The sequence below is a fragment of the Subtercola sp. RTI3 genome (assembly GCF_035018625.1).
Classification (GTDB): Bacteria; Actinomycetota; Actinomycetes; order Actinomycetales; family Microbacteriaceae; genus Subtercola; species Subtercola vilae.
The window spans coordinates 1-17,941 of the sequence record NZ_JASJXO010000065.1 but is presented as its reverse complement, the minus strand read 5'-3'; the positions used below and the strand labels follow the sequence as shown (position 1 = coordinate 17,941).

The window sequence follows — 17,941 nt, the reverse complement described above, 5'->3', positions numbered from 1 at the left end:
AGATGTGTATAAGAGACAGGCGTCCGAATCCCCTCCCTTCTAAGGAAAAGTCGAGAGGGCACCAGCCATGCACGCACCAACGAGAGCAGTGCCCACGATGGCGGCTCAGCGCGCGAAGGCGTCGACCCCGGTCAACCCGGCCGACACGGCCCAGAGGCGCTCGGCAAGGGCGGGGTCGATGGCGTGGGCATCCACACCTCTGAGCCGCGCCTCGTCACTGCCGACGACGGTGGGCGAGGCGATGTCGACGTCTTCGCAGTACACGCCGCCGAGTCCGTCGAGCTGAGCCGAAGTCGCCGCCCAGACAGTGGTGGCAGCGCCCTGCTCAGGGCTCTTGAAGCGGGCATTGACTACGCCGTCGTCGGTCATCCACCCCGAGGCGATCATCTCGTCACGTGAGAGGTGGCGCTGCAGCGGAGTCATGATGCCACCGGGATGCACGGCGAACGCACGCACTCCCTCGGCACGTCCCCGGGCATCCAGAGCCACGGCGAAGAGACTGTTGGCCGTTTTGGCCTGGCCGTACGCCTGCCATTTGTCGTATCCGTCGGCGAAGGCGAGGTCGTCGAACCGGATGCCCGAGAGCTTGTGCCCCGTTGACGAGAGTTCCACGACCCGGGCGCTCTGCCCGGCACGAAGCGCAGGCCAACGCCGAAGTGCAGGCCAGAGCAGGTTCGTGAGCACGTAGTGGCCGAGGTGGTTGGTGGCGAACTGCGACTCCCAGCCGGAGCCCACAAGAGCGAGCGGGGCTGCCATGACGGCCGCGTTGTTGATGAGGATGCCGAGGGGTCGACCACTGGCAACGTACCGGGAGGCGAACGCAGCGACGCTCGTGAGGTCGGCCAGGTCGAGCTCGTCGACCTCGACCGCCGCGAGACCCTCGGCATCGAGAACGGTTCGCGCGTGTTCGGGGCGGCGGGCGGGAACACACACGCTGGCACCGACACCGGCGAGCGCCCGCGTCACCTCGAGGCCGAGCCCCGAGTACCCGCCGGTGACGATCACGTTGGTACCGGTGAGGTCGAGACCCGAGACGACCTCGGCTGCCGTGGTGGTGGCTCCGAAGCCTGAGCCGAGAGGTCGCTGGGGGGTGCGCGTCGTGTCAGAAGTCATCTGACTAGTATGGAACTGAATCCGGTAGTGAGCCCCGCTTTGGGCTGTTGTTGTACAACCATGCCTGCCTGGAGATTCAACAGTGACAACTCTTGCCCCCGTCGAGACCGTGCCAGCCGCCGAACTGGTGGAGAACGCGCTTGAGCGCGCAGAACATGCCGAGCCCACCCACACCGACGCCGAACTGCTACTGCACGCGCGCGGCGACCAGCTCGACCGCCTGCTCAGCGTCGCCGGCCGCCTGCGCGACCGTGGGCTGCAGACAGCCGGCCGACCCGGCGTCATCACCTATTCGCGCAAGGTCTTCATTCCGCTCACGCACCTCTGTCAAGACCGCTGCCACTACTGCATCTTCGTGCAGTCGCCCGGCAAGCTGCAGAAGGCCGGCAAGGCGCCCTATCTCGAAGCGCACGAGATTCTCGACATCGCGCGGCAGGGCGCGGCCCTCGGCTGCAAAGAGGCCCTCTTCACCCTCGGCGACCGCCCAGAGAACCGTTGGCCGGTGGCCCGGGAGTGGCTGGATGCCCACGGCTACGAATCCACACTCGACTACGTTGCGGCAATGTCGTTGCTCGTGTTGCAGGAAACGGGCCTGCTGCCCCACCTGAACCCCGGCGTCATGACCTTCGCCGAACTGCAGCGGCTGAAGCCGGCCGCCCCCTCGATGGGCATGATGCTCGAGACCACGGCCACCCGGCTCTGGTCGGAGAAGGGCGGCGCGCACTACGGCTCCCCCGACAAAGACCCGGCCGTGCGACTCAGGGTGATCGAGGAGGCCGGGCAGCTGCAGATTCCGTTCACAACGGGAGTGCTGTTCGGCATCGGCGAGAGCTATGCCGAACGCGTTGATGCGTTGATCGCGCTGCGAGCATCCAGTGCCCGGTGGGGGCACGTGCAGGAGGTCATCGTGCAGAACTTCAGGGCCAAAGAGTCGACCGCCATGATGCAGACCGGCGACCTCGACACCGAGGAGTACGCGGCGGCCGTGGCCGTTGCCCGGTTGGTGTTGGGGCCGGATGCCCGGCTGCAGGTTCCGCCGAACCTCACTGACGCGACCGAACTGTCGCTGCTGGTTCGCGCGGGAATCGACGACTGGGGCGGAGTCAGCCCTCTGACGCCGGATCACGTGAACCCCGAGCGGCCCTGGCCCGAGATCGACGAGCTCGCGCGCCTGACCGCGGCGAGCGGGTACACGCTGCGTGAGCGGCTCACCGCGCACCCGCACTTCGTTCGCGCGGGCACGCCCTGGATCGACGAAACCGTGCTGCCGGCTGTGCTCGCCCTGGCCGATGAGCAGGGGCTCGCGCTCGAGGGCATGCGGCCGGTGGGCGGCGGGGCCGCGGTGCCGGTCGGGGGCGCGGAGCTGGCTGGGGGTGCCGAGCTGGCTGGGGGTGCGAAGCTGGCTCGGCGCGAGTTGGGGCTCCGACCGACAGAGAGCAGTGCGTCACACCCGAGTACAGCGCCGTCTCCGATGGCGGCGGTGCTCGCGCGGGCAGAGGCGAACCCGACGGGGCTCAGCGACGGCGAGTACGCGGTGCTGCTCGGCGCGACGGGCGACGAGCTGGAGGCGCTGGCCCAGCTCGCCGATGGCCTCCGCCGCGAGGCGCACGGTGAGACGCTGTCGTTCGTGGTGAACCGCAACATCGACTCGTCGCTGGTGCGAGAGCAGGCGCGGGCGACGGCGGCGGTCTCGGGCGGCGGTCTCGGGTTGACCGACCTCGACGAGCTCGTCGCCGAGGCGGTTGCGCTCGGGGCAAGTGAGATCTGCATGCAGGGGCCCGTGCATCCGGAGCTCGGGGCGCACGGCTACGAAGACCTCGCACGCCGCGTCACAGCGGGGCGGGCAGGCCTGCACCTGCACGCGTTCCGGCCAGCTGAGATCGCCGACGGCGCCGCACGGGCAGGGCTCTCGCTCGACGACTTCGTGGCGGCCCTGGTCGACGCCGGCGTGGGGTCGGTGCCGGGAACCGGCGCCCGCATCCTCGACGACGACATTCGCGCCACCCTCAGCGGAGGCCCCGGCCGCGACCTCACCGTCGCCCGCTACCTCGACGTCGTCACCGCCGCTCACCGCGGAGGCCTCCGTTCGACCGCCACGATGGTCTACGGCCACATCGAGACTGCCGCCCAGCTCGTCGGGCACCTCAGGACCCTCGCTCGCCTGCACGACGAGACCGGCGGGTTCACCGAATTCATTGCCATGCCATTCGTGCCCGCTTCGGCGCCGGATGCCCCACCCCACCTCGCCGCCCGAGGCCCCAACACGCGAAAGACACGGGCCGTGCACGCCGTCAGTCGCCTGATGCTCGCCGGTCGCATCGACCACATCCAGGCGGCCTGGACCAAGCTCAGCCCCGCCGAACGTGACGCCGTGCTGCGGGGCGGCGCCGACGACCTCGGGGGCGTGCTGCTCGACGGCACCCTCAACCCCGCCGCCGGGCCCGAAGCCGGGCTCGAGCTCAGCCGCGACGAGGTCGAGCGGGTCGGCACGGCGCTCGGCCGGAGCGTCTGGCAGCGTACAACGCTCTACGGGCGAGCGGTCGCCGGCGCGGGCGTCGCGTGACCGCCGAGCATTTCGACGTCGTCATCGTTGGCGCCGGGTTCGCCGGAATCGGCATGGCCATGCGCCTCGCCCGCGAGAGCACCCACACGTTCGTCGTGCTCGAGCGCGCGAACGACGTCGGCGGAACCTGGCGCGACAACACCTACCCGGGCGCGGCCTGCGACATCCCCTCGCACCTGTACTCGTTCTCGTTTCGGCAGAAGCCCGACTGGTCGCACGTCTTCGCCCGCGGGCCCGAGATAGCCGAGTATCTGCGCGACTGTGTGCGCTCCGCTGGGCTGGGGCCGAGCATCCGATTCGGTACCGAACTGACGGCGGCCGCCTGGGATGCCCGGCAGCAGTGCTGGCACGTCACCACCTCGCGCGGGGTGTTCACGGCCCGCGCCCTCGTCACCGCCGTCGGTCGCCTCTCCGAGCCGCGCCTGCCCGACATCAGCGGGCTCGACACGTTCACGGGCGAGGTGATGCACACCAGCCGCTGGAACCACGACCTCGACATCGCCTTCGCCGGCACCAGAGTGGGCGTGGTGGGCACGGGCGCGTCGGCCGTGCAGGTGGTGCCCGAAGTGGCGCGGCTGGTGCGGGAGACCAACCAGACGGCCGGCGAACTCGTGGTGTTTCAGCAGAGCGCCGCGTGGGTGATTCCGCGCGACGACCGGGAGTACACGCGCGACGAGCAGCGCGACTTCGCGGCCGACCCCGCCCGCCTCGATGCCTCGCGCGAGGCCATCTTCGACCGCGCTGAACGGGTGTTCGCCCAGCGCCTCGGCGAGCCGGAGGCGCTCGCCGCCGCACGCGGGGTCGCTCGCACTCACCTCGAGGCGCAGATCACAGACCCGGCCCTCCGCGCCGCGCTCACCCCCGACTACGAACTCGGCTGCAAGCGCGTTCTGCTCTCGAACTACTTCTACCCGGCCCTCACCGAGCCGCACGTCACCCTCGAGGCGAGCGCGCTGAGCTCGGTCGACGGCCGCGTCGTCACCGCCGCCAGCGGTGCCCGGTACGAGCTCGACGTGCTCATTTTCGCCACCGGGTTCCACACCACCGAGCCGCCCTTCGCCCGGCTCATCACCGGGTCAGGCGGTGAACGTCTCAGCGACCACTGGGCCCGGGGCATGACCGCCTACGCCTCTACCGTGGTGCACGGATACCCCAACCTGTTCATCCTCGACGGTCCGAATGCCAGCCTCGGGCACAACTCGGCCATCCACATGATCGAGACGCAGGTGCAGTATGTACTCGGAGCGCTCGATGAGCTCGCCGAGCATCCAGATGCCGCGCTCGACGTCACGGCCGACGCCGAAACGGCCTACACCGCGGCTCTGGATGCCCGGGCCGCCAACACCGTCTGGCTCACCGGGGGCTGCAGCAGCTGGTACCGCGACCCCCGCTCGGGCCGGCTGACACTGCTCTGGCCGGGTACGGCGCGTTCGTTTCGCGAGGCGAATGGGCGGTTCGACGCTGAGCCGTTCGACGCTGAACCGTTCGCCGCGGAGCCGTTCGCCGCGAAGCCCTTCGAAGCGTCAGCGGCGGGCGATGCGGAGGGCAGAGACGACGAGGGGCAGCTGCAGAGGCAGGCGCGCGAGGGTGATGGCGCGGCGAGCGGGGGTTCGGGCATCCCGAGCCATCTGCAGGTTGCCGGGGAAGACAGCCACGAAGAGGGCGGCCGCGAGCGCTCCGCCGAGGCGACGGGTGCGTGGGATCGACAGGGCGACACCGGCCGTGAGCTCGGCCACTCCCGAGAGGTAGACCCAGGTGCGGGCACTGCCGGGCAGCTGCGGCGGCACAACGGGGTCGAACACGCGCGGGCGCACGAGGTGAACGACCCCCGCGCCGAGCAGCAGGGTGGCTAGCAGGCTGACGGTGTTCAGACAGCGGGTGTTCTTGCTCATACTTCTGCTCCTCGTTCTGACGCTGACGCTGAAACTGCGGGCTTCCGCGCATTCTGGATACCGATGGCCGACACGATGCCGCCCACGATGAGCAGCCCTGCCGTCACTGCGAGCGCCCGGTGAAACCCGTTCACGTCGAGCACGTCGCCCACGATCACCCCGATCAGCGCGATGGCCACGAGCCCCGCCACGCGACTGACCGCGTTGTTGATGGCCGAGCCGATGCCCGACTGCTGCTCGGAGATCGACCCGAGGATGGTCGCGGTGAGCGGGGCGACGGTGGCGGTCATGCCGATGCCGAAGAGAATGACGCCCGGCAGCAGCTGGCTCCAGTAGTCGACGTTCGCCTGCGACGACAGCATCAGCAGGTACCCGACCCCGGCAACGATAGGCCCGAGGCCCATGAACAGGCGCGGGCCGAAGCGACCGGCGAGCGAGCCGAACAGCGACGAGAGGGCAATGCTCAGCACGCTCACGGGCAGGAGCGCCAGCGCCGCGAGCGTGGCCGGCAATCCCGCCACCTGCTGCAGGAACAGCACGATGATGAACCCGCCGATCGACAGCGCGGCGTAGATGAACGCGGTGGCGATGTTGCCCACCGCAAAGTTTCGAACGGCGAACAGCCCAAGCGGCATGAGCGGCTGCTTCGCGGTCTTCTGCCGCCAGATGAAACCGGCGAAGCACAGGATGCCCACCCCCAGCGGCACGAAGATGACCGGGCTGCCCCAGCCGTAGTTGCTCCGCTCGATGAGCGCATAGACCGGGCCACCCAGGCCCAGTACACACAGCGCAGCCCCGATGAAGTCGATGCGCACCCCCGCTTTTCGCACGTCTTTCTGCTTCAGCACGAACAGCAGCACCAGGGTCACGGCAATCGGCAGCACATTGACGCCGAACACCCAACGCCAGCCGACGGTGTCGACGAGCACTCCACCGAGCAACGGTCCGGCAAGGAACGACACCGTAGTGCCCGCGGTCCATTGCCCGATGGCCTTCGCCCGAGCGACCCCGCTGTAGCTCGAGGTGATGAGCGCCAGCGAGCTCGGCACGAGCAGCGCTCCGGCGACTCCCTGCAGCGCGCGCCCCACGATCAGCACCTCGGGGGTGGGCGCGAACGCGCAGAGCAGCGAGGTGACGCCGAACCCGACGAGCCCGATGCGAAGAATGACGATGCGCCCGAGCACGTCGGAGAGCGACCCCGCGAGCAAGATCAGCGATCCGAGGGTGATGAGGTAGGCATCCACCGCCCATTGCTGCGTGGTGAGCCCGCCGCCCAGTTCGCGCGCGATGGCGGGCAGCGCCACGTTGATCACGCTGCTGTCCAGAAACGAGACGAACGACGCCAGAATCGCGATGAACAGAACGAGCCTCTGCGCGCGGCTGACGGTGGGGGTGCTCACACCCTCAGTCAATCACCCAAATGCGCTCAGACGTGCCGCTCGTCGGGCCCGTTGTACGCGCTCAGCGGCCTGATCAACGAATTCGCCGCGCGCTGTTCGATGATGTGGGCCGTCCACCCCGTGATGCGCGAGGCCACGAACAGCGGCGTGAACGTCGCCGTGTCGAACCCCATCAGGTTGTAGGCCGGCCCGCTCGGGTAGTCGAGGTTCGGCTGGATGCTCTTACGAGACACCATCGCTTCTTCGAGGTTCGCATACAGCTCAGCCATATCGGGCCGGTCGTAATGGGCGGTCAGCGTGTCGAGTGCGGCCTTCATCGTCGGAACCCGGGAATCGCCGTTCTTGTAGACGCGGTGCCCGAAGCCCATGATCTTGCGCTTCTCGGCGAGCGCCCCGACGAGCCACGCCTCGGCTTTGTCGGCCGTGCCGATCTCGTCGAAGACGTGCATCACGGCTTCATTCGCTCCGCCGTGCAGGGGGCCCTTGAGGGCTCCGATGGCGCCGACGACGGCCGAGTAGAGGTCGGAGAGGGTCGACGTGATGACCCGGGCCGTGAAGGTGGAGGCGTTGAACGAGTGCTCGGCGTACAGCACCAGCGACACGCTGAAGGCATCGACCACGACCCGGTCGGGAACCTCGCCGAAGGTCATCAGCAGAAAGTTCGAGGCGTAGTCGAGGCTCGGGTCGGCCTCGACAAGGGGCAGCCCGCGGCGGCGACGCTGGTCGTAGGCCACGATCGCCGGAATGGCCGCGAGCAGGTGCAGCGACTGCGCCAGGTTCGACTCGGCGTCGGTGTCGTCGGCCGTGGGGTCGAGCGCACCGATGGCGCTGACCGCGGTGCGGAGCACGTCCATCGGGTGTGCCGAAGTGGGCAGCAGGTCGATGACCTCGCGCACGGCGGGCTCGAGCGAACGCTGAGCACGCTCGGCCGTTTCGAACGCGGCGAGCTGTGCGGCATCCGGAAGCTCGCCGTGCCAAAGCAGGTACGCGACCTGCTCGAACGAGCAGTTCGCCGCGAGCTCCTGCACGGGGTAGCCGCGGTACAGCAGCGAGTTCGTCTCAGCGTTGACCTTGGAGATCGCGGTGTAGTCGGCGACAACGCCGGCGAGGCCTTTGCGAATCTCGGGTTCGGTGGCAGTGGTGGTGTCGACCATGACAGCTCCCTTTCGGTGGTTCGGTGACAGGTGGGGTTGGGTGAGAGGCTAGCGGGCCACGGTGAAGTTGAACACCGACGAGTCGAAACCGTTGTAGGCCTCGTAGTCGAGCAACTCGTAGAGGTCGGCGCGGTGCTGCATCTCACCCACCACGCTGTTCAGCGAGCCCTCGGCGTTCAGCACGTCGAGCGCGCGGTCGGCCGCACCCATGGCGAGGCGCAGCAGCGACACCGGGTAGATGACGATGTTGATGCCCACGCTTTCGATCTGCGTGGTACTGAACAGTTCGCTCTTGCCGAATTCGGTCATGTTCGCCAGCACCGGTACGTCGACGACAGCGCGAATCGCCTCGAACTCGGTGAGGTCGGCCATGGCCTCGGGGAAGATGGCGTCGGCGCCCGCGTCGACCAGCGCGCGGGCCCGGTCTTGCGCGGCGGCGAGGCCTTCGATCGCCCGCACGTCGGTGCGCGCCATGATCAGCAGGTTGGGGTCGCGGCGGGCGTCGGCGGCGGCCCGAATGCGCTTCAGTGCCACATCGAGATCGACGACCTGTTTGCCGTCGAGGTGGCCGCAGCGTTTCGGGTTCACCTGGTCTTCGATGTGCAGGCCTGCCACGCCGGCGTCTTCGAGCGTCTGCACGGTGCGGGCCACATTCATCGGCTCGCCGAAACCGGTGTCGGCATCGACCAGCACCGGCAGGTCGGTCATGCGCGCGATCTGCGCCGAGCGGCCGGCCACCTCAGTGAGAGTGGTGAGGCCGATGTCGGGCAGCCCGAGGTCGGCGGCCAGCACGGCGCCCGACACGTAGACCCCCTCGAAGCCCTTGTTCTGAATCAGCTTGGCTGAAAGCGGGTTGAATGCGCCAGGGAAGCGCAGCAGTTTGCCCGTGGCGAGGCTGGCCCGAAAGTCGGCGCGCTTCTGGTGGGCGGGAACAGAGGAGTACAGCATCAGAACAGGCCTTTCGGGTTGGTGACAGTCGCGAGCAGCCCCGGCTTGGCCACGATCGACAGCTGGCGCACCTCGTCGGCGCTGAGTTCGGGGGCGCGTTCGGCGAGCGCGAGAAAACGCTCGATCTCGGCGGGCTCGAGAATGCCCTCGGCCAGGGTACGGAACTTGGCGATGTAGTCAGCCCGCTGAAACGGCCTGGCGCCGAGCGGGTGCGCGTCGGCCACAGCGATCTCGTCGACGATACGTTCACCATTCGCCAGCTCGATCTCCACGCGGCCACCGAACGCCTTCTCGGTGACGTCGTTCGAGTGGTAGCGGCGGGTCCACTCCGGGTCTTCGACCGTGGTTACCTTCTGCCAGAGCGCCACGGTGTCGGGGCGGCCGGCACGCTCGGGCGAGTACGACGTGACGTGGTTCCACGACCCGTCTTGCAGCGCCACCGCGAAGATGTACGGAATCGAGTGGTCGAGCGTCTCCCTCGACGCGGTGGGGTCGTACTTCTGCGGGTCGTTCGCGCCCGATCCGATCACGAAGTGCGTGTGGTGCGACGTGTGAATCACGATGCGGGTGACCGCGTCAGGGTCGACGAGTTCCGGATGCTCGCCGTGGAGCTTTCGGGCCAGGTCGATCCACGCCTGGGCCTGGTACTCGGCCGAGTGCTCTTTCGTGTAACTGTCGAGTATCGCGCGCTTCTGCTCGCCCGCCACCGGAAGCGGTACGTCGTAGACGACCTTCGGGCCGCCGAGCAGCCACGCGATCACGCCGTCTTCGCCTTCGTAGATGGGGGTGGGGCTGGTCTCGCCGCGCATCGCCCGGTCGACCGCCTCGATGGCCTGCTTTCCGGCGAAGGCCGGGGCGTGCGACTTCCAGCTCGAGATCTCGCCCTTGCGCGACTGGCGCGTGGCCGTAGTGGTGTGCAGGGCCTGGCCCACGGCCTGGAAGATGGTCTCCACATCGAGGTGCAGCAGGGTTCCGATGCCGGCCGCAACGCTCGGGCCGAGGTGCGCCACGTGGTCGATCTTGTGCTCGTGCAGGCTGATCGCCTTGGCGAGGTCGATCTGGATCTCGTAGCCCGTGGCGATGCCGCGAACGAGGTCGTGGCCGGTGGCGCCCACATGCTGCGCCACCGCGAGAATGGGCGGGATGTTGTCGCCCGGGTGCGAGTACTCGGCGGCGAGAAAGGTGTCGTGGAAGTCGAGTTCACGTACAGCGACGCCGTTGGCCCAGGCCGCCCATTCTGGCGAGAAGTGCTCGGTGACGGGCACACCCGATACCGTGGCGCCGGGTGAATACGGGTGGGCGAGCGCCTGCGAGCGCGCCGATACCACGGGCGTGCGGGTGAGCGAGGCTGCGGCGACAGCAGCGTTGTCGATGATGCGGTTGATCACGGTGTCAATGACCTCGTCGGTGAGGCCCACCTCATCGGCTGCGACCTCGGCGATGCGATACGCGAGCTGGTTCTGGCGCGGCAGTTCTTCGTCGCTTCGGTACGTGCGAACGGGGATGTATTCGACCATCGGGTGTGACCTTTCGTTGTGTGTGGGTGCCGGGATGCCGCAGACGGGATGCCGGCTGCTGGCTGTTGGTTCAGCCCGCGGCCCGGATGGCCGCGAGGCTCTGGCGCAGGTGGATGTGGGTGGCGTGCGAAGCCAGTTCGGGGTCGCCCTCGAAGATGGCCTCGACGATGAGCAGGTGTTCGGCGGCCGCCCGGATGAGCCTGTCGGGGTTGTCGTGCGAGAGCCGCCGCACGCGAGCGAGGTGGATGCGGAGGTTCGCGAGCGCCTGCACGAGGTACGGGTTCTGCACGGCTTCGTCGATGGCCCGGTCGAACCGGCGCACCAGCTCGAAGTACTCGTGCCGGCCCGGGTCGTCGGCCGTCAGAAGCAGCGGTGCCCGTCGAAAACCCTCGAGCAGTTCGCCGAACACCGCGGGGTCGCGGCGCTGGGCGGCGAGCCGGGCGGCCTTCTGTTCGAGCGCTTGGCGGAGTTCGAACAGCTCGGTCACGTTCTCGGTCGACACCGTGGTTACGACGAGGCCGCGGCCCGACTCGGGCCCGATCAGACCGTCGGCCGCGAGCCTGCCGAGGGCCTCTCGAAGCGGGGTGCGGGAGATACCGAGGCGAGCGGCCTGTTCGACCTCGCCGAGGGTGGTGCCGGGTTCGAGTTTCCACTCGAGAATCTCGTCGCGAAGGAGTTCGTACGCCCGGTCGCTTGCACGTTGCGCCACGGAGACTCCTTTCAACGTCGACCTCTTCAATGTACACAAAGCGCGCCCGATCATCCACAATTCGAGGCAAACTGGCCCAAAAACTCACCTTCTGTACACACTGACGACAGACCGACGAGCCGAACGGGCCTCAGGTTAGGGTGTGTCTACCACTTCTTCGACCGAGAGGCGCCATGCCGGGCATCCTGAACCGACTCGATCTGCGCCCGCTCAGGCCCCGCGACAAGCATGAGCCGCACCGGGCCGCTTCGAGTCTCGAATTGTTCTTCGACCTGGTGTTCGTGGTTGCCGTTTCGCTGGCGGCCGAGTCGCTGCACCACCTCGAGACCGACGGGCACGCGGCAGCAGGGGTGGGCGCGTACCTGATGGTTTTCTTCGCCATCTGGTGGGCGTGGATGAACTTCACCTGGTTCGCCACGGCGTTCGACAACGACGACTGGCTCTACCGGGTGACGACCATCGCGCAGATGGCCGGGGTTCTGGTGTTGGCGGCCGGGGTGCCGAGCGCCATGCAGGAGGGCACCCTCTCGGTGGTCACGTACGGCTACGTGATCATGCGGCTGGCCATGGTGAGCCAGTGGCTGCGCGTGGCGGCCGACGCGCCCGAATACAGAAAGACCGCGCTACGGTACGCTGCCGGCATCACGATTGTGCAGGCGCTGTGGGTGCTGCGGCTGCTGCTGCCCGACTCGCTCGGTGTGGCCAGCTTCATCGTGTTGGCGCTGGCCGAGATGGCGGTACCGATCATCGCCGAACGCAACGCGGTGACGCCGTGGCACAACCACCACATCGCGGAGCGCTACGGGCTGTTCACGCTCGTGGTGCTCGGCGAGGGGCTGCTCGGCTCAGCCAATGCCATCATCGACGGGCTGCGCGATGCTGAGCACGTGTACCCGCTGATTCTGCTGGCGGCATGCGCGCTGGTGATCGTGGCGATGATGTGGTGGATGTACTTCCAGGTGCCGCAGCACGACAAGTTCGGCAGTCTGCGGCGCTCGCTCACCTTCGGGTACACGCACTATGTGATCTTCGCGGCGGCGGCTGCCGTGTCGGCGGGTATCGAGGTGGGGGTGAGCCAGCAGTCGGGCGGGGTCGAGCTCAGCCCTGTCGCGGCGGCTGCAACGCTCACGGTGCCCGTCGCGGTGTTCGTGCTGGCGACGTGGGCACTGGCGATACGCCCGACGGCTCGGCCGGTGACGAACGTCGTTCTGCCGGTGGCGGCCGGACTGATCGCGCTGAGCGCCCTGCTGGAGATGGCCTGGCCTACCGCGGGGCCAGCGGCGGCCGCGGTGTTGACGGCTCTGCTGTTGGTCGTGGTGGTCGTCACGCTCGGGGCGGCGGGAACGACCGAACGGCAGAGGGGCCCTCGTCTCTCGACGAAGGCCCCTCTGAATTGACGTGCAGTTGAATTGACGTGCAGTGCGGCGAGCGGAGGTTTAGGCCTCGCTCATCACCACGTTCTCGGCCTGGCCGCGGGCGGCGAGGGCGGCGGCACGGGCGGCGAGACGGCGAGCCTGCTCGGCCTGGCCGGCATCGAGCAGGTCTTGGTCGACCTCGACGCTGTCGACGTGGTTCACGCCGTTGTACTTCTCGATGTAGGCGTCGAGCTCGGGGCCAGAGGTCCACGAGGTGATCAGGCAGTAGCGCGGCTCGGGGCCGGGGTGAGTGGCCGCGTGCCAGAGGCGCTGGGTGTCGACGATGAGCTGCGCGCCGGCCGGGAGGGCGATGCGGGTCTCACCCTGCGGGTCGGTGCGGTTCTCGCGCAGCACGAAGTAGCTGGTCTGGTCGTCGGTCAGGTTGAAGAAACCGCGAACCACCCATCCGGTGCCGTCGGGATTCAGACGGTTATTGTCGTCTTGGTGCAGGTTGTACAGGGTGTCGGCGTACTCGTTCGGCTGCAGCTCGATGACACGGCAGCGGCCCACATTCGCGCCGGGCTCTTTTGCGCGGCGGGTGAGGTTCGGCGCAAGCTCGACCTGGGAGTCGATGAAGACGCCGTCTTTGTCGGTGCGCGGCGGCTTGTGGTTCCAGAAACCGTTGCACTCGATCTCACCGAAGGCGCTCGCGAGCGGAGCGAAGCGGGTGTCGCCCGACGACTTCCAGTCGTTGTACTCGATGTCGAGCCATTCTTTGGGGTCGAGCGCTTGGTTGTAGCGATCGAGAACCACATAGCCGGTCTCTTCGAGAGCGGCGGACTTGATATAACTCATGAGGCGGATCATGCCCTTTCGTCGTGGGCCAGCACGTTTTAACAGGCCCGAACTTAGGCAAGCCTAACATCGACTAGAATAGATGGTTGCGCGACACGGCGCTCAGAAAGGCGGGCCCCGACCATGGTCACTGCCACCAATGTCGATGCCACCGCGGTGAACACCATTCTGTGGCTCGCTGCGGCCGAGACGACCATCGTCGTACCCGTCTACCAGCGGCAGTATCGCTGGGATATCGGCGGCTGCGAGCAGCTGCTGGCCGACATCCGCGCCGTTTCCGACACCGACGACAGACAGACCCACTTCATCGGGTCGATTCTCTCGACAGCGAACACGGGCGACGACGATGCCGCTCTCGTACTCATCGACGGGCAGCAGCGCATCACCACGCTCATGCTGCTCATCGCCGCCCTGCACCACACCATCCGGGGCAGCAATGCCGCCCTCGCCGCCGAGCTCGAAGCCGTGCTGGTGAGCCCGACGGATGCGACGCGCACCAAGCTGCGCCCGCACCGCGCGTGGGCCCAGGTCTTCGAGAGCGTCGTACTCGAGAAGCGTCAGCCCGGCGACGAACTGCGCGACTCGCGCTTCGACGACAACTACGCGTTCTTTCGGAGTCAGGTGCTGCCCGACGAAGTACCGCGCATCTGGCGGGGGCTCGCGAAGCTCGAACACGTGGCCATCACTCTCAGCGCCGACGCGAACGCGCAGCAGATCTTCGAGAGCCTGAACTCCACTGGCGAGCCGCTGCGCGACCACGAACTGATTCACAACTACGTACTGATGGGTCTCTCGCACGCCGAGCAGAGCGAGATCGAAGACGCCTTCTGGGTGCCCATCGAGCAGAACACGGGTGAGCAGATCGCCAGCTTCTGGCGGCACTACCTGGTGATGACCACTGGGCGGGAGGTCGCTGTGGCCGGCGAGCGCGGGGTGTACGACGCGTTTCGCCAGCGCTTTCCGCGGCTCGACATCGACACGCTCCGTGAGCACGCGGGTGAATGGCGGCAGTTCTCGGAGATCTACCGCACTCTTCTCGACCCATCACGCGAAGCAGACCCCGGGATCGCGCGTCAGTTCGGCTACCTGAACACGTTCGGGCGGGGCATGTACCCGCTGGTCATGCGGGCGTACAGCGACTACGTCTTAGAGACCGTCGGCCGGGGCATCCTGATCGGCACTCTCGAAACCGTGCAGTCGCTGCTGCTTCGCCGAACGGTGGTGGGCATCGGCACTGACCGCCTGGTGGCGAGGCTCTGCCGCGCGCGGGCCGATGGGCCCGACGCCCTGATGCACGCGATGGGCCGCATCATGCCGTCAGACGAACGGGTGCGTATCGCCCTGAAATTCAGCGAGCTGCCGCACGCGGTCTACGTGCTGGGTCGCCTGTCGGGCGTCGACAGCACGGCCGGGCTCGACCTCGAGCACATCGTGCCGCTCGCACCGGGCGACGCCTGGAGCGGCGACGGGGTGCGCACCTGGGCCGACTACAGTGATGACGAGCAGAACAGCCACCGCGCGCTGGCCGCGACCCTCGGCAACCTTGCGCTGCTCGAGCAGCCACTGGCCGAACGCGCTTTCGATGCCTCCTTCGCAGACAAGCGAGCACTCTACGGCCAGAGCCGGGTGGCACCGACCGCCGAGCTCGCCGACGTCGCGGCGTGGGGTACGCGGAGCATTGCCGAACGCACGATGCTGCTCACCGACCTCTTTCTGAGAGTGTGGGCACGCCCAGCGGCTCGCGGAATCGACGACGACGACCTCACGCCCGTGCTCGACGCCAAACGACGGCGCGGCTGGCCCCGAGGCTGGCAGCGCGAATTCGAGTACGTCGAATACCGCGGCGAGCACTGGGAGGTCTACGACGTCAAGTACCTCTTCAACCGCGTCTTCAAACGGCTCTGGGCCGACTCGCGCGCCGAGGTCGTGGCGTTCAGCGCCCGTCGCGGCGGCCCGATCTACGAAGCGCGTGCGTGGAACGGGCACTGGGATTCGCTCGACGAGACACACTCCCTCTACATGGGTTGGGATTCGAAGTACATGCTCACCGCCATTCAGGGAGTACTCGACGAAGCCGGTCTTGCGGCCGAAGTGTTCGTGAAGTACTCCTACATCGGGGCGGTCATGTAACGCTGGGCAGGTGCCCGGCGCAACCCCTCGACGACAGATTCGGGGGCACGTAGGTTTTTGGCATGACCACGTCACACGACCAGTACACGTTCCAAGACCCGACCACGATGTTCGCCGACATCGAACCCTCGGCGCAGTACCAAGAAGGCTCCGGGCTCGACGCGAAGCTCGACGACCCGGCCGACCGAGGTGAGTCGACCTACCGCGGCACCGGCCGCCTTGCCGGGCGCAAAGCCCTCATCACCGGGGCAGACTCGGGCATCGGCGCAGCGGTCGCCATCGCTTACGCTCGCGAAGGTGCCGATGTCGTCATCGCGTACCTGCCCGAAGAGGAGGAGGATGCCCAGAAGGTCATCGCCCTCATCGAGGAGGCCGGCCAGAAGGGCTTCGGCATCGCCGGCGACATCACCGATGCGGCGCACTGCCGCGCACTGGTGGCGGCAGCCGTCGACAAGCTCGGCGGGCTCGACATCCTCGTGAACAACGCGGGCAAGCAGCAGCACGTCGAGGAGTTCGCCGACATCAGTGACGACCAGTTCGATGAGACTTTCAAGACGAACGTCTACGCCCTGTTCTGGATCACGAAGGCCGCCCTGCCGCACCTCGCACCCGGTTCGACCATCATCAACACATCATCGATCCAGGGCTACACGCCGTCGCCCAACCTGGTCGACTACGCCACAACGAAGGCGGCCATCAACACGTTCTCGAAGGCGCTCGCCCAGCAGTTGGCGCCGAAGGGAATCCGCGTGAACGTCGTGGCGCCCGGGCCCATCTGGACCCCGCTGCAGACCGCCGGCGGCCAGCCGACCGAGTCTCTGCCCGACGTCGGTTCAGAGACACCGCTCGGCCGCTGGGGCCAGCCCGCAGAGCTCGCACCGGCCTACGTCTTTCTGGCGTCGCCCGAGTCGAGCTACGTGGTCGGCGAGACGCTGAGTGTGAACGGCGGCATGCCCACGCCGTAACTTTCAGGTTCTCGTCACCGGGGGCGTGCTTCAATGGGGTACCCCGATGCGGGGGTACCCCGACCCTGGAGGATCCGCTGTCCCGACCCGCCCTGCGTGAGCCGAGCCTGCGCGAGCCGAGCCTGCGCGACCTCACGCGATCGGAGTGGCGCTGGGCCCCCACGGTGGGCATCGTGGGGGTACTGGTGCTGCTGGGCATCCGGTTGTTCACGCCGGCATCGGCCCTGGCCTGGATGAGCGACCCGGCCCGCGACTTCGTCACCCTGAGCATCAGCGTCATCATCGAGTCGCTGCCGTTCGTGTTTCTGGGCATCGTTCTGTCGAGCCTGGTGCAGGTGTGGCTGCCCGAGGGGTTCCTGTTGCGTCGGCTGCCGAAGAACCCGGCGCTCCGCCGGTTCACGGTGTCACTGCTCGGCGTGCTGCTGCCGGTCTGCGAGTGCGGAAACGTGCCCCTCGCACGCGGGCTCATCATGAATGGGCTGACGGTGGCCGACTCGATGACGTTTCTGTTCGCGGCGCCCATCATCAACCCCATTACGATCGTCACGACATACCAGGCGTTCGGCTGGAGCGACGGTATTCTCGTGTCGCGCATCATCGGCGGGCTGCTGATCGCGAACCTCGTGGGGTTCATCTACAGCCGGCATCCCGCGCCCGACACTCTGCTGACCCCCGGGTTCCAGGCCACCTGCGCAGCCGAAGAGCACGTCTCGCGGGCACACAAGCCCCGCCGCACGTTCACGCTGTTCGCGCGCGAGTCGAGCGCCATGATGCCGGCGCTGTTCGTGGGGGCCGGCATCGCGGGGCTCATCCAGGTCGCGGTCTCCCGCAACGTGCTCGTGGCGCTCGGCAGCAACCCGCTGTGGTCAGTGCTGGCGCTGATGATCCTCGCGTTCGTCGTGGCGATCTGCTCGAACGTCGACGCGTTCTTCATCCTCTCGTTCGGCTCGACCTTTCTGCCGGGCGGCATCGTTGCCTTCCTCATCTTCGGCCCGATGATCGACGTCAAGATGCTGGCGCTGATGCGAACCACGTTCACGGCACGCACCCTCATCCAGGTGAGCGTGCTGATCGCGGTGTGCGCCGCAGCAATCGGATTGGCGGTGAACCTTGTCTTTTAGCAACCTGGTGGCCCGGTGGCAGGGGCTCGTTCTCAGTGTCATCGGCGTTGTCGCGACGGTGTGGCTGGGGTTCTCGGGGCAGCTGGGGCTGTACATCCACCCCCGGTACTACGTGTTCACGCTGATCATGGCGGCCATCGCGGTGGTGCTCATCGTGGGGGCGTTCGCGAGTGTGACGCGGGCGGGTGCTGGTGCTGGGTCTGTCTCTTATACACATCT

At 67.6% G+C, this 17,941-nt stretch carries 13 protein-coding genes and 1 pseudogene; 7 read left to right on the top strand and 7 right to left on the bottom strand.

The window, feature by feature from the left end:
* Positions 1 to 105: 105 nt before the first annotated feature.
* Positions 106 to 1,113 carry an oxidoreductase gene (locus QN358_RS17120; protein WP_323513070.1) on the bottom strand — a complete coding sequence of 336 codons (1,008 nt, stop codon included), beginning with the start codon at positions 1,111 to 1,113 and terminating at the stop codon, positions 106 to 108.
* Positions 1,114 to 1,195: 82 nt separating this feature from the next.
* Between QN358_RS17120 and QN358_RS17115 the strand changes: the two genes are divergently transcribed.
* Together QN358_RS17115 and QN358_RS17110 are read left to right on the top strand one after the other, a co-directional pair.
* Positions 1,196 to 3,676: a bifunctional FO biosynthesis protein CofGH gene (locus QN358_RS17115; RefSeq protein ID WP_323513069.1), complete on the top strand. Its 2,481-nt coding sequence runs from the start codon at positions 1,196 to 1,198 to the stop codon at positions 3,674 to 3,676.
* The gene (locus QN358_RS17110; protein WP_323513068.1) at positions 3,673 to 5,529 is read left to right on the top strand and encodes an NAD(P)/FAD-dependent oxidoreductase; all 1,857 of its coding nucleotides are present in this window, start codon (positions 3,673 to 3,675) and stop codon (positions 5,527 to 5,529) included. Before QN358_RS17115 ends, QN358_RS17110 begins: the two co-directional genes overlap by 4 nt.
* Before the next feature lie 35 nt (positions 5,530 to 5,564).
* On the opposite strand, the gene QN358_RS17105 is transcribed toward QN358_RS17110, so the two are convergent.
* From QN358_RS17105 to QN358_RS17085, 5 genes are all read right to left on the bottom strand, one after another.
* Entirely contained in the window at positions 5,565 to 6,968 is a 1,404-nt protein-coding gene (locus QN358_RS17105) for an MFS transporter (RefSeq protein WP_323513067.1), read from the bottom strand.
* 26 nt (positions 6,969 to 6,994) lie between these two features.
* Positions 6,995 to 8,122 carry a bifunctional 2-methylcitrate synthase/citrate synthase gene (locus QN358_RS17100; protein ID WP_323513066.1) on the bottom strand — a complete coding sequence of 376 codons (1,128 nt, stop codon included), beginning with the start codon at positions 8,120 to 8,122 and terminating at the stop codon, positions 6,995 to 6,997.
* 48 nt (positions 8,123 to 8,170) lie between these two features.
* Positions 8,171 to 9,070: a methylisocitrate lyase gene (gene prpB, locus QN358_RS17095; protein WP_323513065.1), complete on the bottom strand. Its 900-nt coding sequence runs from the start codon at positions 9,068 to 9,070 to the stop codon at positions 8,171 to 8,173.
* Complete coding sequence (locus tag QN358_RS17090; protein ID WP_323513064.1) at positions 9,070 to 10,587, bottom strand: MmgE/PrpD family protein; 1,518 nt, start codon at positions 10,585 to 10,587, stop codon at positions 9,070 to 9,072. The genes prpB and QN358_RS17090 overlap by 1 nt, the downstream gene beginning before the upstream one ends.
* Before the next feature lie 70 nt (positions 10,588 to 10,657).
* Positions 10,658 to 11,296, bottom strand: a complete 639-nt coding sequence (locus tag QN358_RS17085) for a GntR family transcriptional regulator (protein ID WP_237280529.1) — start codon at positions 11,294 to 11,296, stop codon at positions 10,658 to 10,660.
* A gap of 173 nt (positions 11,297 to 11,469) precedes the next feature.
* Here QN358_RS17085 and QN358_RS17080 point away from each other — a divergent pair, with 173 nt between their 5' ends.
* On the top strand, positions 11,470 to 12,693 hold the full coding sequence (locus QN358_RS17080) for a low temperature requirement protein A (protein ID WP_136643543.1): 1,224 nt from the start codon (positions 11,470 to 11,472) through the stop codon (positions 12,691 to 12,693).
* A 39-nt stretch (positions 12,694 to 12,732) separates the two neighbouring features.
* Here QN358_RS17080 and QN358_RS17075 read toward each other — a convergent pair whose 3' ends face one another.
* Positions 12,733 to 13,506 carry a hypothetical protein gene (locus QN358_RS17075; protein WP_136643542.1) on the bottom strand — a complete coding sequence of 258 codons (774 nt, stop codon included), beginning with the start codon at positions 13,504 to 13,506 and terminating at the stop codon, positions 12,733 to 12,735.
* A gap of 123 nt (positions 13,507 to 13,629) precedes the next feature.
* Between QN358_RS17075 and QN358_RS17070 the strand changes: the two genes are divergently transcribed.
* The 4 genes and pseudogenes from QN358_RS17070 to QN358_RS17055 form a co-directional block, all read left to right on the top strand.
* Positions 13,630 to 15,636: a DUF262 domain-containing protein gene (locus QN358_RS17070; protein ID WP_323513063.1), complete on the top strand. Its 2,007-nt coding sequence runs from the start codon at positions 13,630 to 13,632 to the stop codon at positions 15,634 to 15,636.
* A gap of 62 nt (positions 15,637 to 15,698) precedes the next feature.
* Positions 15,699 to 16,601, top strand: coding sequence for a glucose 1-dehydrogenase (locus tag QN358_RS17065; RefSeq protein WP_136643540.1), 903 nt, complete (start codon positions 15,699 to 15,701; stop codon positions 16,599 to 16,601).
* 164 nt (positions 16,602 to 16,765) lie between these two features.
* A complete protein-coding gene (locus QN358_RS17060) occupies positions 16,766 to 17,722 on the top strand; it encodes a permease (RefSeq protein ID WP_323513062.1) in 957 nt (318 codons plus the stop codon).
* Positions 17,712 to 17,941 (top strand): annotated as a pseudogene (locus tag QN358_RS17055) (hypothetical protein); the annotation flags it as partial. The gene QN358_RS17060 and the pseudogene QN358_RS17055, both read left to right, overlap by 11 nt.

Bases quoted from the DNA above. Each gene is read 5' to 3' on its own strand.
- QN358_RS17120 (WP_323513070.1), bottom strand. From the start codon at position 1,113: ATGACTTCTGACACGACGCGCACCCCCCAGCGACCTCTCGGCTCAGGC.
- QN358_RS17100 (WP_323513066.1), bottom strand. From the start codon at position 8,122: ATGGTCGACACCACCACTGCCACCGAACCCGAGATTCGCAAAGGCCTC.
- prpB (WP_323513065.1), bottom strand. From the start codon at position 9,070: ATGCTGTACTCCTCTGTTCCCGCCCACCAGAAGCGCGCCGACTTTCGG.
- QN358_RS17090 (WP_323513064.1), bottom strand. From the start codon at position 10,587: ATGGTCGAATACATCCCCGTTCGCACGTACCGAAGCGACGAAGAACTG.
- QN358_RS17080 (WP_136643543.1), top strand. From the start codon at position 11,470: ATGCCGGGCATCCTGAACCGACTCGATCTGCGCCCGCTCAGGCCCCGC.
- QN358_RS17075 (WP_136643542.1), bottom strand. From the start codon at position 13,506: ATGAGTTATATCAAGTCCGCCGCTCTCGAAGAGACCGGCTATGTGGTT.
- QN358_RS17070 (WP_323513063.1), top strand. From the start codon at position 13,630: ATGGTCACTGCCACCAATGTCGATGCCACCGCGGTGAACACCATTCTG.
- QN358_RS17065 (WP_136643540.1), top strand. From the start codon at position 15,699: ATGACCACGTCACACGACCAGTACACGTTCCAAGACCCGACCACGATG.